The organism is Colwellia sp. RSH04 (assembly GCF_003545765.1).
Taxonomy (GTDB): domain Bacteria; phylum Pseudomonadota; class Gammaproteobacteria; order Enterobacterales; family Alteromonadaceae; genus Colwellia.
The window spans coordinates 256,892-281,556 of sequence record NZ_QXIO01000002.1 but is presented as its reverse complement, the minus strand read 5'-3'; the positions used below and the strand labels follow the sequence as shown (position 1 = coordinate 281,556).

The following is a 24,665-nucleotide window of genomic DNA, read 5'->3' as shown; positions in this document are numbered from 1 at the left end:
TGGCATTAAGTTATACGTTTTATGTGTTAATTCTGTGAAATGTTAAACACTTCAATCATAGATAAATCTATCATTTTCCACTGAATATTTAAATTGTATAAGGACATACCATATTCTTTTGCATCTAACTTACTTTGCTTGTACGCAGGTCTTGGATCTTGACAAAGTACTTGCTCTATCAGTAGTTCTAGTTTGGGATATTGAGCACAATAATGTTTTAATTGTTCTGCTGCTTGTTTACTAAACTGAATTTTACTCGTTCGAGTAGGCTCTGCTTGGGCAAAGCCTGCTTCTGCCTGAGTAACGGCATCAGAGTACGGTATATAAGGTTTAATATCGATTATAGGAGTGTTATTAACGATATCAACGCCAGATATATGTAGAATTACTTGTGATTTACCTGCTATTTTTGTTAACTCAACACGTTCAAGTTTTACGACAGACATACCGATGGGGTTAGGTCTAAATGTTGAACGTGTGGCTAAAACCCCCATTTTTTCGTTACCACCCAACCGAGGTGGTCTAACTAAAGGTTTCCAACCTTGTGCTAGTGTTTCATGAAAGACAAAAATAACCCATAAATGTGAATATTGCTCAATACCTTTTATTAAATCCTGATGATTGTATTTGTTTGTTAACAATATCTTTGCATCAGCAGCTGAAACTAAGCCGGGTTGTCTCGGTACAGCAAATTTTTCTTGATAGGGCGATTCAACAACACCAATAGGGGTAAACTCAAATAGAGTATTTGGGCTGTGTTTGTTGATTTTAGACATATTATAAGGAGCTCTATTACTACTAAAATTTTATTTAAGATCGTTTATTTTAAAAGCTCTCGCATAACAAATGATTATAGCGTGGCATTGCTTTGCATCGTTACTAGCATTTATTTTTGCTAACTTTTCATTATCAAGTAATGCACAACCAGAAAACACAACGGCATTTGCATCAAGTTGATGCGCTTGCTGTCTCGCTTGTGTTCTTGCATTAATTTTATCTGGTTCAGCTTGATGAGGCATTGATTGACAATCTTGACCTTCGACTAAGCTGACAAACTTATAAGGGCCTGGTAAATCACCCTCTTTGTTATATATCTCAACGTTACTTGCTGAAAAGTATTGGTCAATATTTTCTTTGTCAAAGTTAGTTGAAACAACATAGTTTGATGAACAACTTGTGAGAAAGGTGGTTATAGTTAAAACGGCTAAGGCTATGTGATATTTCATTATTTTCTGCTTGGTTCTGATGTTTTTGCTTATGTTTATGTTTTTTTTGCTTATTAATTATCTTGAGGTTTAGGCTTAATCCCCGCTATCAATAATCAATAATCAATAATCCATAATCAATAAATGAAAAAGGCATCGAACAATCGATACCTTTTCTGGGTAGTTAATCTAGTACAGCAACTAAACTATTTAACTCGCATGCCTGCTTTAGCACCGTCATCAGGATTTAAAATCCAAAGATCTTCTCCACCAGGGCCGGCAGCTAAAACCATCCCTTCAGACATACCAAAACGCATCTTTCTTGGTGCTAAGTTCGCAACCATAACAGTATGCTTTCCTATTAAGTCTTCTGGTTGGTATGCTGATTTTATGCCAGCAAAGACTTGTCGTGTTTCACTGCCATCTTCATCAAGGCCAAGGGTTAATTTTAATAATTTATCTGCTTTTTCAACGTGCTCTGCGTTAATGATTTTAGCTATTCTTAAGTCTATTTTTGCAAAATCATCAAATTGAATTTCTTCAGAGATAGGATCTGCCGCAAGCGGATTTGCCAATGCTGCGCTATTATCAACATCATTTTTAGCTTCCGTTTTTTTGTTATCTTTATCACTTGTTAGGCTTTCTTTTGAGGCCTCTGTCATGGCATTCACTTTATCCATGTCAACCCGTTGTAATAACGCTTTAAACTTATTAATTTTGTGGTTGGTAAGTAACGTTTTGTGTCCTTCCCATATAAGTTCATCATTTAAAAATGTTGCGGTACTATCGGCAAGTACTGGCAGTACTGGCTTTAAGTAAATCATTAACGTACGGAACATGTTAATGCCTAATGAACAAATATCTTGCACTTCCTGCTGCTTGCTCTCGTCTTTAACTAATTGCCACGGTTCTTTGACTGCGATGTATTCATTTACTTTATCGGCAAGTGCCATGATTTCACGCATACCGCGACCAAAATCACGTGATTCATAATGCGCGGCTATACTATCACCTGCATTCATTACTTCGTCAGCTAATGCTTGATCATCAATATTTGTTGATAACATGCCATCAAAACGTTTGGTGATAAAACTTGCACAACGTGAAGCGATGTTAACTACTTTACCCACTAAATCTGAATTTACTCGTTGAGCAAAATCTTCAAGGTTCAAATCTAAGTCATCAATGCGATGGGTTAATTTTGCGGCGTAGTAGTAACGTAAATATTCAGGGTTTAAGTGTTCTAGATAAGTACGACCTTTAATGAAAGTGCCTTTTGATTTAGACATTTTCGCGCCATTAACGGTCACAAAGCCGTGTGCGTAAACAGAAGTAGGTTTTCTAAAACCAGCACCTTCGAGCATTGCTGGCCAGAAAAGACTATGGAAATAAATGATATCTTTGCCAATAAAGTGATAAAGCTCGGCTTCAGAGTCTTCTGACCAAAAGCTATCAAAATCAATCTCTGGCTTTTTATCGCATAGGTTTTTAAAGCTACCCATATAACCAATAGGTGCATCTAACCAAACATAAAAGAACTTACCTGGTGCATTCGGAATTTCAAAGCCAAAATAAGGTGCATCACGGCTAATATCCCATTGCTGCAACCCTGATTCAAACCATTCAGCTAATTTGTTGGCCATTTCTTCTTGTAAAGCGCCACTGCGAGTCCAGTCTTTTAACATTTGCTCAAAAGCAGGTAAATCAAAGAAGTAATGCTCAGAATCTCTTAAAACGGGTGTTGCACCAGAAACAACAGAACGAGGGTTTAAAACTTCAGTAGGTGAGTATGTAGCACCGCAATCATCACAGCTATCGCCGTTTTGATCTTCGCTTTTACACTTAGGGCAAGTTCCTTTGACAAAGCGATCAGGTAAAAACATGCCTTTTTCTGGATCATATAATTGCGAGATAGTACGCGTTTTAATATGTCCACTTGCATGTAATTTATTATAAATCTCTTCTGCAAAGGTTTTGTTCTCTTCACTATGCGTTGAATGATAGTTATCAAAGCTAATATGAAAGTCTGCAAAGTCTGCCATATGCTCATCACGAACTGCATTGATCATTTCTTCTGGAGAGACACCCATTTCTTGTGCTTTAAGCATGATAGGTGTGCCATGTGCATCATCAGCACAAACAAAGTAAGTTTCGTTGCCGCGCATACGCTGAAATCTTACCCAAATATCCGTTTGGATATGTTCGAGTAAATGACCTAAGTGTATTGAACCATTTGCATATGGCAGAGCACAAGTGACTAAAATTTTACGCTTTTTATTGTTCGCGTTTGATGAAGTTTCAGATAAAATAGGATCAGACATGAATAATTAATGTTTATGATGGTAATAATGGCTGCAATAGTACAGAATTTACCGCTTATACTCAAATGATTAATAGCCTAGGTAGTTGCTATGTTTGGTAAATTTTTTTTCCGAGAAACTTCAAGTAAATCTAACCGTGAGGCAAATGAAAGTTTGACTCAAACAACAATGGATAATCAACAAAGTGCATTATCAGATAAAAATGATGATATTTCTGTTTTAAAAAATACGTTATCACAGTATCGTTCACAAATTTTTCCGCAAGGCGTGCTAGATAAAGAATCGAATTTGACGGTGAAACAACATTCAAGTGATATGTTGCAGGTAAATTTATTTGTACCATTTCCGTGTCAAGGTGAATTAAATGAGATTGCAACCAGTTTGTCTAATGCTTTATCGAAAACGGTCATTATTAATGGCGAACTTAATATAAAACCTGTACGACAATTTGAGTTAACGGGTAGTGGCAACAACATAAAAAATATTATTGCAATAGCCTCTGGTAAAGGCGGTGTTGGTAAATCAACCACCACCGTTAACTTAGCTTATGCGCTTATGTGTGAGGGGGCAAAAGTGGGCATTCTTGACGCTGATATATATGGACCGTCTATGCCAACGATGCTGGGTTTAACAGACAAAAAACCAACCTCAACTGACGGAAAGTATATGACTCCGTTAAATACCCATGGCCTTGAAGCTATGTCGATAGGTTTTCTTGTCGATAAAGATGATGCCACGGTTTGGCGCGGCCCCATGGCTAGTTCAGCCTTTAATCAACTACTTAATGAAACCGCTTGGTCAGAGCTTGATTATTTACTCATAGATATGCCACCGGGTACCGGCGATATTCAGTTAACATTGGCGCAAAAAGTCCCTGTTGCGGCTGCTGTTATTGTTACGACACCTCAAGACATTGCTTTAGTAGATGCAGGGAAGGGGGTGGCAATGTTTGATAAAGTTAAGGTGCCAGTTTTAGGTATTGTAGAAAATATGAGTTATCACACCTGTGAAAACTGCGGCCACAAAAGCCATATTTTTGGTCACGCTGGGGGTGAAAAAATGGCAACTAACTTTGATACACCTTTACTTGGTCAATTACCTTTAAATATTAATATTCGTCATGATGCCGATTCTGGTAAATCTGATATTATAGAAAATAGCACTGGTGAAATAGCACAACAATATCGTAAGATAGCGCGAAATATTGCAGGGCAGTTATATTTACAATGTGATAATAACAGTTCGCAAACGCCTAATATCGACATATCACTTGATTGATAGCCTCAGGCGGTATAGGCGTAGTCATTAACTAACCATAAGAAAAATTATCATGAGACTTTGCGATAAAGACATAGAACAATATATAAAAGACGGGCAAATAGTGATAACTCCTGCGCCTGATAGCTCGATGATATCAGGAGTGAGTGTTGATATTCGTTTAGGCAATGAGTTTAGAGTTTTCAAAGATCATACCGCACCCTATATTGATTTAAGTGGTCCAAAAGTTGAAGTACAACAAGCAATGAACTCTGTAATGAGTGAAGAAATTTTTATTGAGGATGGCGAAGCATTTTTTCTTCATCCCGGTGAACTTGCCTTAGCTGTAACTTATGAGTCAGTGACATTACCAGATAACATTGTAGGGTGGTTAGATGGTCGTTCGTCGTTAGCGCGTCTTGGTTTAATGGTACATGTTACGGCACATAGAATAGATCCTGGTTGGTCAGGCCAAATTGTTTTGGAATTTTATAACAGTGGGAAGTTACCCTTAGCGCTGCGACCTAAGATGAAAATAGCTGCATTAAATTTTGAAACAATGTCTTCAAGTGCATTACGACCTTATAATAAGCGTGGTGACGCTAAGTACAAAGATCAAAAAGGTGCTGTCGCTAGTCGAATTAGCCAAGATGAAAATAGTTAACGATTAAGGCGTGTTGATATAGCAAACTAAAAAGCATAGCTATCGCTATGCTTTTTTGATCCTAGGTTGTAAATGCCGTTATTCTTTTTCGCTGGCGACTTTCGGACTAGCAAATTTATTAAAACAATTTTCTAACGCGTTAATCAGTTTTTCTTTATCATGATGATGCGCCACTTCGTTATGTACTAAGTCTTGATGAAGTATGTTTACTCGTTCTGATTTAGCTTGTTTATCATGAGTGATAGCACTATCTATAGGTAAACTACCGATATTGTCTTCAATCCAATTGAATTTCTCATCTAGCGACAAATTAGCTGCTGGGCTTTGTTCAGGTACAATATTGTCGATAAATACGCAATGGCCTTTGCGCTCAATTATCGCATTGCTTATATCTCTAACTAATAAAGGTGGTATAACGCTAGTTAAGAAACTACCAGGGCCAAGAATTATCAAATCTGCATTTTTGATCGCGTCAAGACAGGAAGGGCTTGCTTTAACTAAAGGCGCTAACATTAAGTTTTTTGGCATAATAGGCATATCATCAACAGATAACTCTCCTAATCGACATCGCCCTTCAGGATAAAATGCCATAAGATCGGTGGGGGTCTCAGACATAGGCAGTAATTGCGTTTTTACACGGAGAATCCGACGAACTAAATTGATAGAATCAAGCGGTGACGATTGTAAGTTTTCTAATGCATAGAGCATTAAGTTTCCAAGGTTATGACCACCTAGGTCATCTTCACCATCAAACCTAAAATCAAATAATTGGCTACCAATAGCATTTTTATCTGCTAACTGGGTAAGGCAGTTTCTTAGGTCACCCCAAGCAATAGTGCTTTTTCTTTTTCTTAATCGACCCGTAGAACCACCATTATCTGTTGTGGTTACAATACCGGTGAGTTTGTTTCCCATAAAAGATAAGGTAAGAAGTACACGACCTAAACCGTGTCCGCCACCTATAGCCACAATGTTTAATTTTCTTAACTGCATATGTATTTTGAGTATTTTACTAATGACTTATCAGTAGCGTTAAAGCACCATACCGATAATGCCAAATTAAATTAATGAATATAATAATATTGTAACATTAACATTGATTGATGATATGTATAAATAAAGGTGACATTTTTAAACTGTTAAGATAATTGAAAGTGGTTATATTTTCGTTTAGTGATGGAATTACTATGCAATAAATAAACAAGTTGCTGTTTAAGTAATCAGAATGTCAATTTATTGAAAAAAACAGTAAAAATTTTAAAATAACAGTTGACAGTTTAAGGGGTGCTGCTTAGAATGCGCCTCGTTTTCAGCAAGTGTTAGGTCCACTTGAAGAGAACGATTTATTTAATTGCTATTAGGCCAGTGATTAAATATACCGTTTATAAAACGGGGCTATAGCTCAGCTGGGAGAGCGCTTCGCTGGCAGCGAAGAGGTCTGCGGTTCGATCCCGCATAGCTCCACCATAGAGTTTGCATCTATGATGCAAAATTTGGAGTAATCCAAACGATAGTATAATGTGTCCCTATCGTCTAGAGGCCTAGGACACCGCCCTTTCACGGCGGTAACAGGGGTTCGAATCCCCTTAGGGATGCCACTATTGATGGTTTGTTTTAAGCTACTGCGTATTGTTTACAGTGCGGGGTGGTGATTTAGAGCTTTAATGGTTTTTATTTACTTTAAAGCATCGAACGTATTACGTTTGATAGATAGTACTCTGGTGTAACCAGCTTGTGTCCCTATCGTCTAGAGGCCTAGGACACCGCCCTTTCACGGCGGTAACAGGGGTTCGAATCCCCTTAGGGATGCCACTTATTATATTGTGTTTTTGATCTAATAGGTAAACAGTTGTTAACTACTGTGAGTAATACTTGAAAGTTAATTAGACTGCTAATTTATTAAGGATTTAATAATACTTATTAAATTAGTAATACCTGTAACAGGGTAGATAGTTACTGGAAATATCCAGCATGTGTCCCTATCGTCTAGAGGCCTAGGACACCGCCCTTTCACGGCGGTAACAGGGGTTCGAATCCCCTTAGGGATGCCAATTTATTGATTAAGTGATTAATTAATAATGATAGTTATTATTCTATTTAAAAATATGTACTAGAGTTTTAATTTTTATTGAGATATTTAGTTAGTTTAACTATATTGAACCATATAAAATTAATCCTTTGAGTTAATCGCTCAAAAGATAGTTAGATTTATATCTGTGTCCCTATCGTCTAGAGGCCTAGGACACCGCCCTTTCACGGCGGTAACAGGGGTTCGAATCCCCTTAGGGATGCCACTCTTTACTGATGAATAATTATAGTAATAGAGTGAACATAAGTGATAAATAGAAAACCTACGTAATAGATACACTATTACGTAGGTTTTTTTTTGCCTAAAATTTATTTATATTCATAAAAACACCATTATTGTCGACAATTATACTTAGGTCTACTTGTTATATCTTTTAAATAAGATATTATTAGCTTTATAATTTTAATGTGTCGACAATTTAATGTGTCGACAATTTAATGTGACTGTTTTTTCTTATGTATATAGATAATCCAACCAAACAAGCCATAGTGACTACCGCTGATAAAGTATTTGAAAGAATGCAGCATGCCATCGTTGAAGGTGAAATTCCTGCAGGTAGTAAAATTAGCGAGCCAGAGCTGGCTAAAAGTTATCAAATTAGCCGTTCTACCTTACGAGAAGCCTTAAACCGTCTAGAAAAATGTCATCTCATTGAGCGTAAAGCCAATATAGGTTCAAGAGTTGTCGATTGTACAATTGAAGGCCTATTAGAGCTTTACATTACGCGCGAAGCACTCGAAGGTATGGCTTGTCGACATGCCGCTATTAATATGACAGATGAAGAAATATCTTCGATGAAGCAAATGTTGGTAAGTCACAGTCAAGAAAAAGCATTGCAAGAAGGTGTTGCCTATTATCAAGAAGAGGGTGATTTAGATTTTCACTACAAGATTATCCTGGGTAGTCATAACCAACAACTAATCAATCTTATTTGTGGCCAGCTTTATCACTTAGTACGCATGTACCGATTTCAATTTGGTATGCAGAGTGCGAGGGCAAGTCGGGCTTATGATGAGCATTTACATATTTTACAAGCAATCAGTGATAGAGATGGCGAGTTAGCTGAAATACTTATGCGTCGTCATATAGCCGCATCAAGAAAAAATATTGAACAAAAAATTGCAGAACAAACGCTTAAACCTTAAGCAGAAATATAAACAGGGGAACAAAACATGTCGAAACCATTATCACCAGGCGCTAAATTTAGACAAGCGTTAGCAAACAATAAGCCATTACAAGTTGTCGGTACTATCAATGCATATTGCGCAATGATGGCTGAGCAACTTGGACATCAAGCGATTTATTTATCGGGTGGCGGTGTCGCTAATGCATCATATGGTTTACCTGATTTAGGCATGACATCACTTAATGATGTTATTGCAGATGTTCAACGTATTACTTCTGCATCGAGTCTGCCTTTACTGGTAGATATTGATACGGGTTGGGGTGGGGCATTTAATATTGCAAAGACTATTCGTGATATGGAAAAAGCTGGGGCAGCAGCGGTTCATATTGAAGATCAGGTTGCACAGAAAAGATGTGGTCATCGTCCAAACAAAGAAATTGTTTCAACTCAAGAAATGGTCGATCGAATAAAATCTGCTGTTGATGCTAGAACAGACAGTGACTTTTTTATTATGGCCAGAACCGATGCGTTTGCACAAGAAGGTTTAGAAGCAGCGCTAGAGCGCGCTAAGGCTTATGTTGCTGCTGGCGCTGATGGTATTTTTGCTGAAGCGGTTAAAACTGAAGAGCATTACAGAGCATTCACTGAAGCACTAGATGTACCTGTATTAGCGAATATCACAGAGTTTGGTCAAACAGAGCTTTGGAATAAAGAGCAATTAGGAGAGTGGGGATGTGCCATGGTGCTTTATCCTTTATCAGCGTTTAGAGCAATGAACAAAGCTGCTGAATCGGTCTATAAAACGTTATTAGCCGATGGTGATCAAAAAGCTGAAATTGACAACATGCAAACCAGAATGGATTTATACGATTACCTTGGTTATCACGATTATGAGCAAAAATTAGATTCATTATTTGCTGAAGGTAAAAACAAGTAATCAACAGTGACAGTATTGTTAGATATTGTCATCGAATAGTCATGTAGACATAGTAAAAGACATAAACATAATAAATACAGAATATGAGGATTGAGAGATGGTTGATAAAAAATTAAGTGGTGCAGGGCTTCGTGGTCAAAGTGCAGGTGAAACGTCTTTATGTACAGTAGGAAAATCAGGCAGTGGTTTAACTTATTGTGGTTATGATGTTTCAGACTTAGCTGATAATGCAACATTTGAAGAAGTTGCTTATTTACTTTTTAATGGTGAATTACCAACCGTTGACCAATTAGCTAGCTATAAAGCAGAACTTAATGGTATGCGTGATTTACCGCAAGCATTAAAAGAAGTATTACAAAAAATTCCAGCCGATGCTCACCCAATGGACGTTATGCGTACCGGTTGTTCTTTTTTAGGTAACCTGGAGCCAGAAGTTGATTTTTCACAGCAAAATAAAGCCGCTAATCGTTTACTTGCCGCTTTTCCTGCCATCATGTGTTATTGGTATAATTTCTCTCATGAAGGTAAAGAGATTGATTGTGTAACGGATGAAGATTCACTCGGTGGGCACTTTTTAAAATTATTAAATGGTGAAACACCGTCAGAGCAACATCGACGAGTTATGGATGTTTCGTTAATTCTTTATGCTGAGCATGAATTTAATGCCTCAACTTTTACTGCAAGAGTTTGTGCATCAACATTATCAGACATGTATTCATGTATCACGGGAGCTATTGGTACTTTACGTGGTCCTTTGCATGGCGGTGCTAATGAAGCAGCTATGGATATGATTGAGCGTTTTACGTCACCTGAAGATGCTAAAATACAAATGGCGGGAATGTTAGAGCGTAAAGAGAAAATCATGGGGTTTGGTCATGCTATCTACCGTACTTCAGACCCACGTAATGTCATTATTAAAGCATGGTCTGAAAAATTAGCTCAAGAGAATGGAAATACGTCGTTATATGATATCTCTGTGGCGTGTGAAGAATACATGTGGGATACCAAGAAACTTTTCTGTAACGCAGACTTTTTCCATGCATCAACATACAACTATATGGGAATTCCTACCAAGTTATTTACCCCTATTTTTGTCTGTTCACGTTTAACGGGTTGGGCTGCACATGTTATGGAGCAACGCTCTAATAACCGCATTATTCGTCCAAGTGCTGACTATACTGGTAGCGAACCTCGTACTGTTACACCAATAGAGCAACGCTAACGCTTTACAGTGCCCCTGATTATTAAAGCTTTATGGTTGATGTCAATGACTTTAATTAATGATAGGGCTTTAAAGCAATCAATAGTGTGTAGCGTTTTATTTATCCTTAGATATTAGCGTGTTTTTACCCCAAATTTTGTGGAAAGAATTATGAATTATGAACATCGCAAGCCATTACCAGGCTCGAATATAGATTATTTCGATACTCGTGGTGCGATCGAAGCAATAAGCCCAGGTAGTTATCAAAAATTACCTTACACCTCACGTGTTCTAGCAGAACAACTGGTACGTCGGTGTGATCCTTCAACCCTTACTGAATCGCTTACTCAAATTATTGAAAGTAAGCAAGATCTTGATTTCCCTTGGTACCCTGCACGTGTTGTTTGTCATGATATTTTGGGACAAACTGCATTGGTTGATTTAGCAGGTCTTCGAGATGCTATAGCCGATCAAGGAGGAGATCCTGCCAAAGTTAACCCTGTAGTACCAACTCAGTTAATTGTTGACCATTCGCTAGCGGTTGAACATGGCGGTTCTGATCCTGATGCGTTTGATAAAAATCGTGCAATTGAAGATCGCCGAAACGAAGACAGATTTCACTTCATAGAGTGGACAAAAACGGCCTTTAAGAATGTTGATGTTATTCCTGCAGGTAATGGCATTATGCATCAAATTAATTTAGAAAAAATGTCTCCTGTTATCCAAGCAAGAGATGGTGTCGCTTTTCCTGATACTTGTGTCGGCACAGATTCACACACTCCTCATGTAGATGCATTAGGCGTAATTGCCATTGGTGTGGGTGGTTTAGAAGCAGAAACGGTCATGTTAGGTCGCCCATCAATGATGCGCTTGCCTAATATTGTTGGGGTTAAATTAGTGGGTCAGCGTCAACCGGGTATTACTGCAACCGATATCGTTTTAGCGATAACAGAGTTTTTACGTAACGAGAAAGTTGTCGGCGCTTATCTAGAGTTCTTTGGTGAAGGGGCTCGCAGTTTATCTATTGGCGATCGCGCTACAATTTCAAATATGACACCAGAATATGGTGCTTCAGCAGGTATGTTTTATATCGATGAACAAACCATCGATTATTTAAAAATTACCGGGAGAGAGCCAGAGCAAGTCGCCTTAGTTGAAAATTACGCTAAACAGACAGGGCTTTGGGCTGATGATTTAAAGGATGCACAATATAAACGTGTATTGACTTTTGATTTATCTCTTGTGGGTCGAAATATGGCAGGCCCGTCTAATCCACATAGACGTTTAGCGACATCTGATTTAGCGTCTAAAGACATTGCGAAAGATTTAGCGCAATGCAAAGCACAAGAAGAGCAGGGTGAAATGCCTGATGGTGCCGTAATAATTGCAGCCATTACGTCATGTACCAATACATCAAACCCACGTAATGTTGTTGCTGCTGGCTTAGTGGCTAAACGCGCTAATGAATTAGGTTTAGTACGTAAACCTTGGGTTAAATCATCTTTTGCGCCAGGCTCTAAAGTTGCCAAACTATATCTAGAAGAAGCTGGTTTATTATCAGAAATGGAAAAACTAGGTTTTGGCATTGTAGCCTATGCATGTACAACCTGTAATGGGATGTCGGGTGCTTTAGATCCTAAAATCCAACAAGAAGTTATAGAACGAGATCTTTACGCAACGGCTGTGCTTTCTGGTAATCGTAATTTTGATGGCAGAATTCATCCATACGCAAAACAAGCCTTTTTAGCTTCACCACCACTTGTCGTTGCATATGCAATTGCCGGTACTATGCGTTTTGATATTGAAAAAGACGTTTTAGGCCAAGATACTCAAGGTAATGACATAAGGTTGATGGATATTTGGCCATCAGATGAAGAAATTGATGAAATCGTTAAATCGAGTGTAAAACCTGAGCAGTTCAAAAAAATATATACACCAATGTTCGATTTAGGTGCTTTTGAGCCAGCAGAAAGTCCGCTTTATGATTGGCGAGCACAAAGTACGTATATCCGCAGACCACCATACTGGGAAGGTGCACTTGCTGGTGAACGAACAATGAAAGGTATGCGTCCTCTTGCAGTACTCGGCGATAACATCACAACGGATCATCTTTCTCCGTCTAATGCCATTATGTTAGATAGCGCTGCAGGAGCCTATTTAGACAAGATGGGCTTGCCCGAAGAAGATTTCAATTCGTATGCAACTCATCGTGGCGATCATTTAACGGCTCAGCGTGCAACGTTTGCTAACCCTAAATTATTTAACGAAATGTGTTTAGATGAAAATGGCGAAGTTAAACAAGGCTCTTTAGCACGTATTGAACCTGATGGTACTGAGTCACGCATGTGGGAAGCTATAGAAACCTATATGGAGCGCAAGCAACCATTAATTATTGTAGCAGGTGCTGATTACGGTCAAGGCTCATCAAGAGACTGGGCTGCTAAGGGAGTTCGCTTAGCGGGTGTTGAAGTAATTGTTGCAGAAGGGTTTGAACGTATTCATAGAACCAACTTAATTGGTATGGGTGTTCTACCACTTGAATTTATTAATAATGAGACACGTAAAACTTACCAAATTGATGGAACGGAAACGTTTGATGTTGTTGGTACGACATCGCCTGGCGGTGAAATGATTGTTGTGATGACAAGAGCCAATGGTGAGGTAGTTAATATCAGCGTTAAATGTCGTTTGGATACAGCTGAAGAAGTCACCGTACATGCAGCGGGTGGCGTGTTACAAAAATTTGCTCATGATTTCTTACAGTCTAATGCGTAATTGTTTAAAACGTTATTACATATCACTGTAATTTACTGTTAAAGCGGCTCTTTGATTTTCTTAGCGCCGTTTTTTTTGACTAGTTTATTTATGAAAATAGGTGAGAGCCATGTCTAATGTTCCTCAAATAAAAATTCCGGCTACGTATATGCGTGGTGGTACCTCTAAAGGTGTATTTTTTAACTTAACTGACTTACCTCAAAGGTGTCAGGTACCAGGAGTTGCCCGTGATAATATGCTACTTCGAGTTATTGGTAGTCCTGATCCTTACGGTAAGCAAACTGATGGTATGGGTGGTGCCACATCAAGTACAAGTAAAACGGTTATTTTAGCCAAATCGGAACAAGAAGATCACGATGTTGATTATTTGTTTGGCCAAGTAGCTATTGATAAAGCGTTTGTTGATTGGAGCGGTAATTGCGGTAATTTAACGGCGGCCGTTGGCGCTTTTGCCATAATGTCAGGTTTAGTGGATAGTAATAAAATTCCAACTAACGGTGTTTGTACGGTTAAAATATGGCAGAAAAATATTGCTAAAACTATTGTAGCGCATGTTCCAATAACTAATTCACAGGTACAAGAAACAGGTGATTTTGAACTTGATGGCGTAACTTTTCCTGCTGCCGAAGTACCTGTAGAGTTTATTGCTCCGGTAGATCCGTCTGAAGCAATGTTTCCAACTGGGAATATTGTTGATGAACTTGAAGTGCCAGGTATCGGTACCTTTACAGCGACAATGATTAATGCGGGCATTCCAACCATTTTTTTATATGCAAAAGACATTGGCTATAGTGGTATTGAGTTACAAGAAGCAATTAATAGTGATAATGATGCTTTAATGCGTTTTGAAACTATTAGAGCTTATGGCGCTAAAAAGATGGGCTTAATTTGTGATGTTGATGAAGCTAAAGCAAGACAACATACGCCAAAAGTTGCTTTTGTATCTCCATCTCAATCATTTACAACATCAAGTGGTAAAGAGATCACAAGTGATGCATTAGATTTACATGTACGGGCTTTATCGATGGGTAAGTTACATCATGCAATGATGGGAACTGCCGCCGTAGCTATTGGCACTGCTGCAGCCATACCTGGCACCTTAGTTAACTTAGCTGCTGGCGGAGGTGAACGAGGATCTGTCACGTTTGGACATCCATCAGGATCATTAAAAGTAGGCGCTCAAGCGTCTAACGAGTCAGGAAGTTGGGTTGTTAATAAGGCGATAATGAGCAGAAGCGCACGAGTATTAATGCAAGGTTGGGTATTTATACCTGAAGATTCATTTTAACATTGAAATAAGTATTAACCCTATGGAAAAAACCTGAAGTCTAGTTCAAGTTTTTTCCAACTACTTTTTGAATTTGTCTTTAACTTGATGTACTTAAAGAGTATAAGTGGTAATCCATATATTTGATTTTAAACCACAAGGAGTAAATTTTGATCCGTTCTTTTTTACCAAAATTATTAATCAGTGTTAGTCTTTTTATCAACTTCTCATCAATGGCAATTACCATTGAAGTAGCTGAAAATTTAGAAATAAAAGAGGTTAATGATAGCTCCTTTAACGAAGGTTTTTTTTCAAAGAACAAACTTATTCACATAACACCGGAGCAACTGAAGTTAAAAAGCACACAAACAATTGTTGTTCGTTATAAAGATGTATTTGAGGACTTTGATTTAGGTCAAGATAGAGTCATTGAGACTGAGTACTTTGTTATAAAATTTACACCGAACAGTGCACAAACCTACCGACTTAAAACAGTATTAATAAATGATATCAGTGATGCTGAAGCCTTTGTCTATAAGCCAGAAGTAATGCTAGTAAGTAAAACTGGGCAGTCGATTCCTTTAGAATTAGAAACATATGCAGATTATAAGTTGGCAAGAGAAGTAACGAGGGTTGTTTCAACATTGCCTGCAGATTCTTTAGCTGGTTCTCAAGTAACCATTGATGATGAGAAAATAGCTGTTGCTGTTGATAATGATATCGCTGATTTAGAAGTAGAAACCACTTCGAAAATTAATGATACTCGATCACAAGAATTTACCCATAAAGTTATTAATAAAGTAGATACTCTGCCTATGCTTAAATATTGGTGGCAAAAAGCGACAACCAAAGAAAAAGCAGCCTTTGTTGAATTTATTCAAAAGCAATAGACAAACAAGTTGAGAAGATAAACCTATGATTAATTTATCTAAGTTATGTATGTATTTTAGTGTGATTCTAAGTATGTTATTAACAGTATTTTCAGTTGAAGTAAACGCTGAAAATAATGTCATTGAAGTATCAGGAGAAGGCAGCGTTCATGTAGCCCCTGATAAATTTAGCTTATCACTTACTATTAGTGAGCGAGGTAGGGTACCAGATAAGTTAAAAGCATCGGTTGATAAAAGAAGTGATATGGTGATAAACGTTGCTAAATCATTAAAAATAGCGAACAGCGATATTAATTCTGCCAGAGTTAACTTACGTGTTATAGAAGAAAAACCAGCAATAAAACTCCATGGTGTTGAATTACAAAAAAAGTTTCCCTCTTCAAGCAATAAACCTATCAAGGGTAGTGTTTATATTGATGGCAATGAAGTCTCTACAAAAAAGAATGAAAAGCAAAAACCTCCTTTATTTGAGTTAAACCGAAGAATTTCTGTGAACTTTTCATCGATAGATGCTTACGATAAGTTTTTATCTAAGATAGTGAAAATTCAGGTAAACCATATATCATCATTGTCCATGACAGTTAAAGACAGTGATAAATATTATCAACAAGCGTTAACACGGGCAATATCACAAGCAAAGAATAAGGCTTCTTTAATTGCTAAGCATTCAGGTATTAATTTAGGTAAAATGGTTTATTTAAAGGAACGTTCAAATAACCATTATCAGCCTCAATACAGTATGGCAATGATGGCCGATGATAACTCTGCGAGACATCAAAGCTTCACTGGCACGAATAAAGTGTCAGCGAGCGTGGTCGTTAAATTTGCAATAATTAAGTAACATAAGCGTGCTATAAAGCTAAAAATCTTTAAATTTAGCTACTTCTCAGCTAATAGTGTCTTTATTGCGTGATAAAAGCTTTAATTATGCTGACTTTTTAGGTATGTTATGCGCTTTTTGATATCAGTAAAAATTGACGTGGGTATGTGTTTGCAAAAAGAGAACATGTTCCACCTCTTCATGGAATAACCATTGAACAATAAATCAACATTATATTCTATGCTTCTTGAGCAAACGAATGCGCTTATTCACGGCGAATCAGATCCCATTGCTAATATGGCAAATATTAGTGCTTTACTCTTTGAACATCTTGAAGAAGTTAATTGGGTAGGATTTTATCGTGTTATTGATGAAGAGTTAGTGCTTGGTCCATTTCAGGGGAAGGTCGCTTGTATTCGTATTCCATTATCTAAAGGAGTATGTGGAGCTGCTGTAACGAATGCTCAAGTACAACGAGTTGCTGATGTCCATGAGTTTTCTGGGCATATAGCTTGTGACGCAACGACAAATTCAGAAATAGTACTCCCATTAACTATAAATGGTAAAGTAACAGCAGTACTTGATATTGACAGCACTGTATTTGATAGATTTGATCAAGAAGATCAAGACGGTTTAAACGCAATAGCCAATTTACTGGCTAAGCACTTAACAGTAAGCTAAGTTAATGAAAGAGTTTGTAGTAATATACGATTATTTGGTCACTGAAGCCATTGTAGGCGATTGGGACGGCCAAGAAGAAGTTGTAGCAGAACGAATTAATGAGATTTATCACACTATTTATGATCTCGCTGAAGAAGATATTGAAACTGAAGTACTTGAAGGATTACTTGCATTAGTATGGGACACATGGATTGGTCAAGAAGCATTAGCTGAAATAGAAACTGACGATATATATGATTGGTGTCGACATGTGCTCGACAACAGAGAACAACATCTTCAACAAGAATAGTCATTAAAGGCTAAACCGAAGATATTTTTTAACAAGAACATTAACAGAACTTTAAAAGTTGTATTTATGGAAACTGAACTTAAACGTACAAGTACAAAAGAAATCATTGCTTATCTTACCGAGAAATTCCCTGAATGTTTCTCAATTAAAGGTCCCGTAAAACCTTTGAAAGTTGGTATATTCCAAGACTTAGCAGAACGATTAGAAGGCGATGAAACCGTTAGTAAAACTCGTTTACGCCAGGCATTAAGACACTACACAAGCAGCTGGCGTTATTTAAAGTCTGTTAAGCTTGGTGCTTTTCGTGTTGATGCTGATGGAAAAGAAATTGCTGAGATAGATGAAGAACAAGCAAACTATGCCAGTAAAACCTTAAAAGAAAGCCAAGAAAAATTTGGTAACAAAAAAACGACAGACAAAGAACAGCAAAAGTCGTATAAAGCTAAAGAAGGTGCTAAGAATACTAAAGGCAATAAGCCTGAGGGTTCAAAGCGAGAATCTAATAAGTCGAATAAGTTTAAACAAGTTAAGTCGGCTAAAAATTCAAGCACTAAAGCTGAGTCTGCACCATTAAAACCAGTAGAAGCGACTACAATTAAAGTTGGTAACAAAGTAAGAGTTCAATTGGGTAACTCTCCAATGAATGCCACTATATCTGAAATTTCAGGTAATGACATTAGTGTACAGCTTGACTCTGGTATGGTAATCAAGACTCAATTGAAAAATATATTTTTATAATAAGCAATTTAATTACGGTTTATTATGTTCCCATTTTGGAGTTAATGCATGCAAAAATTTTGTCGTATCGCACTTGCTGTTTCATTATCAATTAGCTTTTCATTTACCAGTGTTGATACATTGGCATTTGAGAAAAAATCTGTACCTGAAGAATTGCCTGTGTTGAGCCCAGAAAGTCAACACGCAACAGCAAGTAAACGAATATCGGCAAGGTTTACTAGAGCACATTATAAGAAAGTTAAAATAAGTGATGAGTTATCAGCAGAGGTGTTTGACCGTTATATCAGACAACTTGATTATGCACGCAATGTTTTTTTAGCTTCTGATGTCGAAGCGTTTTCTAAATACCGTAAAGATTTTGATAAGGTAATAGCACGAGGAAAGCTCGATGCGGCATACGATATTTTTAATGTCAATTTGCAACGCCGTTTAGAGCGTTATGAGTATGCTATTAGCCTTTTAGATGAGCCATTTGATTTTACCAAAGATGAAGTTTATCTTTTTGATAGAGAAGATGCTCCTTGGGCTAAAACTGAAGCTGAACTTGATGAATTATGGCGTTTAAAGGTTAAGTCTGATGCGCTTAATTTGACCCTGACGGGTAAAAAATGGGACAAAATAAAAGAAGTGCTAACAAAGCGTTACAGCTATGCTATTAAACGTTTAAAGCAAAGTGAAAGTGAAGATGCTTTTCAAATTGTTATGAACAGCTTTGCTCGTGTAGTTGAACCGCACACATCTTATCTATCTCCTCGCAATGCCGAACGCTTTCAAGTTGATATGAACTTATCCCTTGAAGGTATCGGTGCAGAGCTTCGCGCAATAGAGGATTACACAGTAATACACAGAGTTGTTACGGGTGGTCCTGCTGATAAGTCTAACCAATTAAAAGCAAAAGATCGGATTGTTGGTGTTGCTCAAGGTGAAGATGACTTTGAGGATGTTATTGGTTGGCGTTTAGATGATGTGGTTGAACTAATAAAAGGCCCTAAAGGCACTACTGTTCGATTACAAGTTTTATCAGGTGAATCTGATGATGCCGCCAATATTAAAATTGTATCTATTATAAGAGATATTATTAAGCTTGAAGATAGGGCAGCCAAATCTGAGGTATATCAAGAAAACCCTGAGCAAGCTAATTCTAAAAAACTTGGTGTAATAACCATACCTAGCTTTTATAACAATCTTTCTCGCGATGTAAAAAATGAAATCGCCAAACTTAAAGAGCAGGATGTACAAGGCATTATTGTAGACCTACGTGGTAATGGTGGTGGTTCATTAACTGAAGCCACTTTATTAACAGGGTTATTTATTGATAAAGGGCCGGTTGTACAAATTCGTGACGGAGCAAATAGAGTACAGGTAAATCGTGATAAAGATGGCATTAGTTATTATGATGGACCATTAACAGTCATGGTAGATCGATACAGTGCATCAGCTTCTGAAATTTTCTCAGCTGCGATTCAAGACTATGGGCGAGGAGTTATTGTTGGTGAACATACTTTTGGTAAAGGTACCGTTCAGCAACACCGTGGTTTAGGCCGAGTATATGATTTATATGAAAAACCTTTAGGTAGTATTCAATACACTATTGCGAAGTTCTATCGAATTAATGGCGGTAGTACGCAGCATCGTGGTGTATTACCTGATATTGCCTTCCCAAGTGCTGTTGACCCTGAAGACTGGGGCGAAAGTAAAGAAGAAAACGCGTTACCTTGGGACCAAATCAAAAAGGCACAATATACACCGTTAAATGATATCTCTACCGATATTGATTATTTAACATCATTGTATCAGCAAAGAATTAAAGAAAATAAAGAGTTTAATTATTTACTTGAAGATATTGCAATCTATAAAGAAGAAAAAGATAACAAAAGCGTTTCCTTAAATTTAGCTGAGCGTAAAACAAAAAGAGAAACAAATAAGGCTAAACGATTAGCCAGAGTTAATGAACGACTAGTTAATTTAGGTAAAGAGAAGGTGGAAGATTTAGATGATTTAGGCGAAGAGCTAGATGATCTTGACCCGTTTTTAGATGAGACGGCACGAATAACCTTTGATTTGATCTCTCTTGGAAAAGTTGCTAAAAAGTAACAATCAATAACATTAAAAGCCGCCCACAGAGGCGGCTTTATTATTTTATTCACTTTATATTTTTATCTACAATTTTTATATAATTATCTAGTGAATAGAAGCACTTTTAAATAATAATAACGATAAAAGGTTTACTACCCACATGTCAGAGTTAACACAAACTAAGTCTCCTTCGATGTTAGATGCATCAATTCCTGTCATTTGTCTTGTCGGCTTGTTAGCTCTTGCCGTAACATTCTTTGCTGACAATTCTTCATACGGACCTAATCAAATTGCTTTACTCATATCAATGGGCATAGCGATTATAATTGGTCTAAAAAATGGTCATAAATGGTCTGATATGGAGAAAGCGATAGTTAATGGTATTTCACTATCGCTAGGTGCAGTATTAATTCTTTTTGCGGTAGGTTCCTTAATTGGTACTTGGCTTTTATCAGGCACAGTACCGACCATGATTTATTATGGTTTAAAAATCCTTAATCCTTCTTGGTTTTATGCCGCTGCTTGTATTATGTGTGGTGTAGTTTCAATGAGTATCGGTAGTTCATGGACAACGGCTGCGACCATTGGTGTCGCTTTGATTGGCATTGCGCAAGGCTTAGGTTTAGAACCAGAAATCACTGCAGGTGCGGTAATTTCAGGTGCGTATTTTGGCGATAAAATATCACCTTTATCTGAAACCACTAACCTTGCACCTGCGATTGCAGGTAGCGAGTTGTTTGCGCACATTAAATATATGCTTTGGACAACAGCGCCTTCAATAATTACCGCACTTGTGCTGTTTATTTTTCTTGGTTTTAATGGTACCTCTGAAGTTAATACCCTTGCCATAGATCAACTGAGTCAGCAATTAGCTGAGCAGTTTGATATTTCAATATTAAACTTAACGCCATTAGTTATATTATTAGCGTTGGCAATTAAAAAAGTACCCGCATTTCCTGCGGTAGCCATTGGCGCGCTAGTGGGAGCTCTTTGGGCCGTTTTATTTCAGCAAGACTTGATATTACGGTTAGCTGAAGCGGGTAGTGATAATTTAACGGCTAATATCTTAGTTATTTGGACTGCTTTTTTTGACGGTGTGGTTATAGAAACGGGCAATGCTGAATTAAACGATTTACTAAGTGGTGGTGGCATGTCAGGCATGTTAAATACTGTTTGGTTAATTATGTGTGCATTGAGCTTTGGTGCCGTTTTAGAGTATTTAGGTATGTTGAAAAAGTTTGTTGATGCTATTTTGTCAGCAGCAAAATCAACAGGTAGTTTAATTGCAAGTACTGTTGCAACCTGTATTGGAACAAATGTTATAACAGCAGATCAATACATATCTATTGTAATGCCAGGTAGAATGTATAAAGAAGAATATAAAGCTCGAGGCTTAGACCCACTAGTATTAAGCCGTACTTTAGAAGATGCAGGAACAATTACTTCGCCACTAGTTCCTTGGAATACTTGTGCTGTTTATATGTCAGGTGTTCTACTAGTGAACCCACTTGATTACATCTTTTATTGTTTCTTTAACTGGATTAACCCAATTTTGGCTGTAATATACGGTTTTATAGGTTTTAACATTAAAACCCTGGCTAAAAAAGCTACTGCGTAATTATTAACTATTTATACTATTGTTTAGAATAGCGATGTATTTTAATGCCTGCTTTGCAGGCATTTTATTTTATGACTTTTAAAGGTTTCAACATGACTGAATCATCTCCTCGTTTTTTATCTGATTACTCACCATCAGACTTTACTTTGTCTAATGTAAATTTAACCGTTTCGTTAGAAGATAAAAAGACCGAAGTAATCAGCGAACTAACAGTGAATAAAATAAATAAATCTTCATGCGAACTCATACTAAATGGCGAGCATTTGAAGTTAGTTTCTGTAACATTAGAAAATACAGTATTGACAACAGCACAATATGAATTAAGTGAAACACATCTGATTTTACCTGCTAAGTTGTTTGATTCATTAAGTGATGAGTTTTCTTTAGTGATAATTACGGAAGTAAACCCTGAAGAAAATACAGCATTAGAAGGGTTGTTTAAATCAGGAGATGCTTTTTGTACACAATGTGAAGCTGAGGGCTTTAGACGTATTACTTATTATTTAGACAGACCTGATGTTATGGCGACATTTACGACAAAAGTCATCGCTAATAAAGATGAGTACCCTTATTTACTCGCAAATGGTAATAAAATTGATTCAGGCGATTTAGAGCATGGTAAGCATTTTGTTACTTGGTATGACCCTTTTCCTAAACCATGTTATTTATTTGCATTAGTTGCGGGTAACTTTGACTTACTTACCGATCACTTTGTTACCGTATCTGGTCGAAATGTAACGCTTGAGATCTTTGTTGATCAAGGTAATTTACATAAAGCGGAACATGCCATGACGTCTTTGAAAAAGTCGATGGCATGGGATGAAGAAGTGTACGGTCTTGAATATGATCTTGATATTTATATGATTGTCGCTGTCGATTTCTTTAATATGGGAGCTATGGAAAATAAGGGCTTAAACGTATTCAACTCTAAGTATGTTTTAGCCGATTCTGAATGTGCTACCGATAGTGATTATTTCAATATCGAAGCGGTAATCGCTCATGAGTATTTTCATAATTGGACAGGTAACCGCGTAACTTGTCGAGATTGGTTTCAATTAAGCTTGAAAGAAGGGTTGACGGTATTTCGTGATCAGCAATTTAGTGCAGATATGCATTCAAGTGCTGTTACTCGTATTCAGAATGTGAGGTTATTGCGAGCTCAACAATTTGCTGAAGATGCTGGCCCAATGGCACACCCAATCAGACCAACTAAAGTACTCGAAATGAATAATTTTTACACTTTAACGGTATATGAAAAAGGTGCTGAGGTGATTAGAATGCTTCATACCTTAGTTGGGGCAGCTAACTTTAGAAAAGGTATGGATTTATACTTTAAGCTTTATGATGGCATGGCGGTAACTTGTGATGACTTCATCAACGCGATGAGTTCTGCAAGTGGTAAAGATTTATCACAATTCAAATTATGGTACAGCCAATATGGTACGCCAACAATCAAAGTCAATGAGTTATATGACGCTTCTACAAACTCTTACCATTTAACGTTAAAGCAAAGTTCGCCGGTAACCAAATCACAACCAGCACCTCAACCACTGCATATTCCGATAAAATTAGAGTTATTAACCGTTAACGAAAAGAATGACACGATCAGTACCGACCATATGATTGAGTTAACTGAGGTTGAACAAACCTTTGAGTTCAAAAATGTAGAAAGTAAACCAATTACTGCACTATTAGCAGACTTCTCAGCACCAGTAAAATTAGATTTTGCTCAAGATGAACTCTGTTTATATAGCATCATTAATCATGCGCGTAATAGTTTTTGTCGTTGGGATGCAGGACAGCAATTGTTGATTTCTTATGTGAAACAGTTAACCAATGATGAGCAATTTGCATTACCACAAGCATTAATAACAAGCATTAATCATTTATTAACAAGTAATAGTGAACATGCCTTTATTGCTGAGCAATTAAAATTACCCAGCTTTGATGAAGTTGCAGGTCTTATAGACAACGTGTCTCCTCAACGTTTAGTTAGTGCAATTAAAACCTTAGCTGAATTTATAGCACAAGGGACACAAGAGCATTTATTGTCAGTTTATCAACTTTGTAAAGAATCAAGTAAGCAGACAAATAATGTAGGCACTCGATCTTTAAAAAATGTGTGCCTTGAATATTTATCTTTGTTGTCAAAGACTAAAACATTATCTGAAAAACAATATGAGCAAGCGAATAACGGTTTGGCTGAGTATGAAAACATGACAGACAGTTTAGCAGCTTTGACTTGTGCAGCTAAAACCAACTCTCCAGCATTAATAAAGCAGCTAAATCACTTTGAGAATAAATGGCAAGATACAACGCTGGTAATGGATAAGTGGTTTGCTATCAATGCCACCATTGAGTCAGAAAATATATTCGAACATTTACAAGGTTTGTTGGAGCATCCGTTGTTTACATTAAAAAATCCTAACAGGGCACGGTCATTAATTGGTGCATTTGCGATGAATAACCCCAAATATTTCCATTGTTTATCGGGGCGTGGTTATGAATTTTTAGCTGAGCAAATTGCTAAATTAAATACAATAAACCCTCAAGTCGCTTCACGATTAATAACACCACTAATACAATATAAGAGTTTTGAAGCGAGTCATCAAAGCTTAATGAAAGCGCAATTAGTTAAACTTCATCGTCTTACTAATTTATCTAATGATCTAAAAGAAAAATTAGATGCAGCATTAAAATAATAAATATCA

Annotated in this window: 19 protein-coding genes and 5 tRNA genes; 20 read left to right on the top strand and 4 right to left on the bottom strand. The window is 37.2% G+C overall.

Features of this window, described 5'->3' with window-relative positions; genetic code table 11:
- Positions 1–26: 26 nt before the first annotated feature.
- The 3 genes from tsaA to metG form a co-directional block, all read right to left on the bottom strand.
- Entirely contained in the window at positions 27–776 is a 750-nt protein-coding gene (tsaA, locus tag D1094_RS04785) for a tRNA (N6-threonylcarbamoyladenosine(37)-N6)-methyltransferase TrmO (RefSeq protein ID WP_118958950.1), read from the bottom strand.
- A gap of 30 nt (positions 777–806) precedes the next feature.
- Positions 807–1,226, bottom strand: coding sequence for an Rcs stress response system protein RcsF (gene rcsF, locus D1094_RS04780; RefSeq protein ID WP_118958949.1), 420 nt, complete (start codon positions 1,224–1,226; stop codon positions 807–809).
- A gap of 185 nt (positions 1,227–1,411) precedes the next feature.
- On the bottom strand, positions 1,412–3,526 hold the full coding sequence (gene metG, locus D1094_RS04775; RefSeq protein WP_118958948.1) for a methionine--tRNA ligase: 2,115 nt from the start codon (positions 3,524–3,526) through the stop codon (positions 1,412–1,414).
- A 90-nt stretch (positions 3,527–3,616) separates the two neighbouring features.
- Between metG and apbC the strand changes: the two genes are divergently transcribed.
- Positions 3,617–4,804, top strand: a complete 1,188-nt coding sequence (apbC, locus tag D1094_RS04770) for an iron-sulfur cluster carrier protein ApbC (RefSeq protein ID WP_259337819.1) — start codon at positions 3,617–3,619, stop codon at positions 4,802–4,804.
- A 52-nt stretch (positions 4,805–4,856) separates the two neighbouring features.
- Complete coding sequence (gene dcd / locus D1094_RS04765; protein ID WP_118958947.1) at positions 4,857–5,447, top strand: dCTP deaminase; 591 nt, start codon at positions 4,857–4,859, stop codon at positions 5,445–5,447.
- A 78-nt stretch (positions 5,448–5,525) separates the two neighbouring features.
- Here dcd and yvcK read toward each other — a convergent pair whose 3' ends face one another.
- Positions 5,526–6,440, bottom strand: a complete 915-nt coding sequence (yvcK, locus tag D1094_RS04760; protein ID WP_118958946.1) for a uridine diphosphate-N-acetylglucosamine-binding protein YvcK — start codon at positions 6,438–6,440, stop codon at positions 5,526–5,528.
- 398 nt (positions 6,441–6,838) lie between these two features.
- Between yvcK and D1094_RS04755 the strand changes: the two genes are divergently transcribed.
- From D1094_RS04755 to pepN, 18 genes are all read left to right on the top strand, one after another.
- Positions 6,839–6,914, top strand: a tRNA-Ala gene (locus tag D1094_RS04755).
- Positions 6,915–6,969: 55 nt separating this feature from the next.
- Positions 6,970–7,045 (top strand) — tRNA-Glu (locus tag D1094_RS04750).
- 138 nt (positions 7,046–7,183) lie between these two features.
- Positions 7,184–7,259, top strand: a tRNA-Glu gene (locus D1094_RS04745).
- Between the two features lie 163 nt (positions 7,260–7,422).
- Positions 7,423–7,498: transfer RNA gene (locus D1094_RS04740), tRNA-Glu, on the top strand.
- Between the two features lie 167 nt (positions 7,499–7,665).
- Positions 7,666–7,741: transfer RNA gene (locus D1094_RS04735), tRNA-Glu, on the top strand.
- Between the two features lie 250 nt (positions 7,742–7,991).
- Positions 7,992–8,681 (top strand): GntR family transcriptional regulator, encoded by a 690-nt coding sequence (locus D1094_RS04730; RefSeq protein WP_118958945.1) that lies wholly within the window; start codon positions 7,992–7,994, stop codon positions 8,679–8,681.
- A 27-nt stretch (positions 8,682–8,708) separates the two neighbouring features.
- Positions 8,709–9,599, top strand: coding sequence for a methylisocitrate lyase (prpB, locus tag D1094_RS04725; protein ID WP_118958944.1), 891 nt, complete (start codon positions 8,709–8,711; stop codon positions 9,597–9,599).
- Between the two features lie 97 nt (positions 9,600–9,696).
- Complete coding sequence (gene prpC, locus D1094_RS04720) at positions 9,697–10,821, top strand: 2-methylcitrate synthase (protein ID WP_118958943.1); 1,125 nt, start codon at positions 9,697–9,699, stop codon at positions 10,819–10,821.
- Between the two features lie 150 nt (positions 10,822–10,971).
- Positions 10,972–13,575 (top strand): Fe/S-dependent 2-methylisocitrate dehydratase AcnD, encoded by a 2,604-nt coding sequence (acnD, locus tag D1094_RS04715; RefSeq protein WP_118958942.1) that lies wholly within the window; start codon positions 10,972–10,974, stop codon positions 13,573–13,575.
- A 109-nt stretch (positions 13,576–13,684) separates the two neighbouring features.
- Positions 13,685–14,863: a 2-methylaconitate cis-trans isomerase PrpF gene (gene prpF / locus D1094_RS04710; protein WP_118958941.1), complete on the top strand. Its 1,179-nt coding sequence runs from the start codon at positions 13,685–13,687 to the stop codon at positions 14,861–14,863.
- 149 nt (positions 14,864–15,012) lie between these two features.
- The gene (locus D1094_RS04705; protein WP_118958940.1) at positions 15,013–15,732 is read left to right on the top strand and encodes a DUF2057 family protein; all 720 of its coding nucleotides are present in this window, start codon (positions 15,013–15,015) and stop codon (positions 15,730–15,732) included.
- A gap of 25 nt (positions 15,733–15,757) precedes the next feature.
- Positions 15,758–16,573, top strand: coding sequence for an SIMPL domain-containing protein (locus tag D1094_RS04700; RefSeq protein WP_118958939.1), 816 nt, complete (start codon positions 15,758–15,760; stop codon positions 16,571–16,573).
- Positions 16,574–16,792: 219 nt separating this feature from the next.
- Positions 16,793–17,233: a GAF domain-containing protein gene (locus tag D1094_RS04695; RefSeq protein WP_118958938.1), complete on the top strand. Its 441-nt coding sequence runs from the start codon at positions 16,793–16,795 to the stop codon at positions 17,231–17,233.
- A 4-nt stretch (positions 17,234–17,237) separates the two neighbouring features.
- Complete coding sequence (locus D1094_RS04690; protein ID WP_118958937.1) at positions 17,238–17,522, top strand: hypothetical protein; 285 nt, start codon at positions 17,238–17,240, stop codon at positions 17,520–17,522.
- A gap of 66 nt (positions 17,523–17,588) precedes the next feature.
- The gene (proQ, locus tag D1094_RS04685) at positions 17,589–18,260 is read left to right on the top strand and encodes an RNA chaperone ProQ (protein ID WP_118958936.1); all 672 of its coding nucleotides are present in this window, start codon (positions 17,589–17,591) and stop codon (positions 18,258–18,260) included.
- 48 nt (positions 18,261–18,308) lie between these two features.
- Entirely contained in the window at positions 18,309–20,354 is a 2,046-nt protein-coding gene (gene prc / locus D1094_RS04680; protein WP_118958935.1) for a carboxy terminal-processing peptidase, read from the top strand.
- Positions 20,355–20,496: 142 nt separating this feature from the next.
- Positions 20,497–21,954, top strand: a complete 1,458-nt coding sequence (gene nhaC / locus D1094_RS04675; protein ID WP_118958934.1) for a Na+/H+ antiporter NhaC — start codon at positions 20,497–20,499, stop codon at positions 21,952–21,954.
- Positions 21,955–22,046: 92 nt separating this feature from the next.
- The gene (gene pepN, locus D1094_RS04670; protein ID WP_118958933.1) at positions 22,047–24,656 is read left to right on the top strand and encodes an aminopeptidase N; all 2,610 of its coding nucleotides are present in this window, start codon (positions 22,047–22,049) and stop codon (positions 24,654–24,656) included.
- The last annotated feature ends 9 nt before the right edge of the window (positions 24,657–24,665 follow it).

Coding starts and splice junctions, on each gene's coding strand:
- prpF (WP_118958941.1), top strand. CDS start 13,685: ATGTCTAATGTTCCTCAAATAAAAATTCCGGCTACGTATATGCGTGGT.
- prc (WP_118958935.1), top strand. CDS start 18,309: ATGCAAAAATTTTGTCGTATCGCACTTGCTGTTTCATTATCAATTAGC.
- rcsF (WP_118958949.1), bottom strand. CDS start 1,226: ATGAAATATCACATAGCCTTAGCCGTTTTAACTATAACCACCTTTCTC.
- proQ (WP_118958936.1), top strand. CDS start 17,589: ATGGAAACTGAACTTAAACGTACAAGTACAAAAGAAATCATTGCTTAT.
- pepN (WP_118958933.1), top strand. CDS start 22,047: ATGACTGAATCATCTCCTCGTTTTTTATCTGATTACTCACCATCAGAC.
- D1094_RS04690 (WP_118958937.1), top strand. CDS start 17,238: ATGAAAGAGTTTGTAGTAATATACGATTATTTGGTCACTGAAGCCATT.
- yvcK (WP_118958946.1), bottom strand. CDS start 6,440: ATGCAGTTAAGAAAATTAAACATTGTGGCTATAGGTGGCGGACACGGT.
- dcd (WP_118958947.1), top strand. CDS start 4,857: ATGAGACTTTGCGATAAAGACATAGAACAATATATAAAAGACGGGCAA.
- apbC (WP_259337819.1), top strand. CDS start 3,617: ATGTTTGGTAAATTTTTTTTCCGAGAAACTTCAAGTAAATCTAACCGT.
- prpC (WP_118958943.1), top strand. CDS start 9,697: ATGGTTGATAAAAAATTAAGTGGTGCAGGGCTTCGTGGTCAAAGTGCA.
- nhaC (WP_118958934.1), top strand. CDS start 20,497: ATGTCAGAGTTAACACAAACTAAGTCTCCTTCGATGTTAGATGCATCA.
- tsaA (WP_118958950.1), bottom strand. CDS start 776: ATGTCTAAAATCAACAAACACAGCCCAAATACTCTATTTGAGTTTACC.
- prpB (WP_118958944.1), top strand. CDS start 8,709: ATGTCGAAACCATTATCACCAGGCGCTAAATTTAGACAAGCGTTAGCA.
- D1094_RS04700 (WP_118958939.1), top strand. CDS start 15,758: ATGATTAATTTATCTAAGTTATGTATGTATTTTAGTGTGATTCTAAGT.
- metG (WP_118958948.1), bottom strand. CDS start 3,526: ATGTCTGATCCTATTTTATCTGAAACTTCATCAAACGCGAACAATAAA.
- acnD (WP_118958942.1), top strand. CDS start 10,972: ATGAATTATGAACATCGCAAGCCATTACCAGGCTCGAATATAGATTAT.
- D1094_RS04695 (WP_118958938.1), top strand. CDS start 16,793: ATGCTTCTTGAGCAAACGAATGCGCTTATTCACGGCGAATCAGATCCC.
- D1094_RS04730 (WP_118958945.1), top strand. CDS start 7,992: ATGTATATAGATAATCCAACCAAACAAGCCATAGTGACTACCGCTGAT.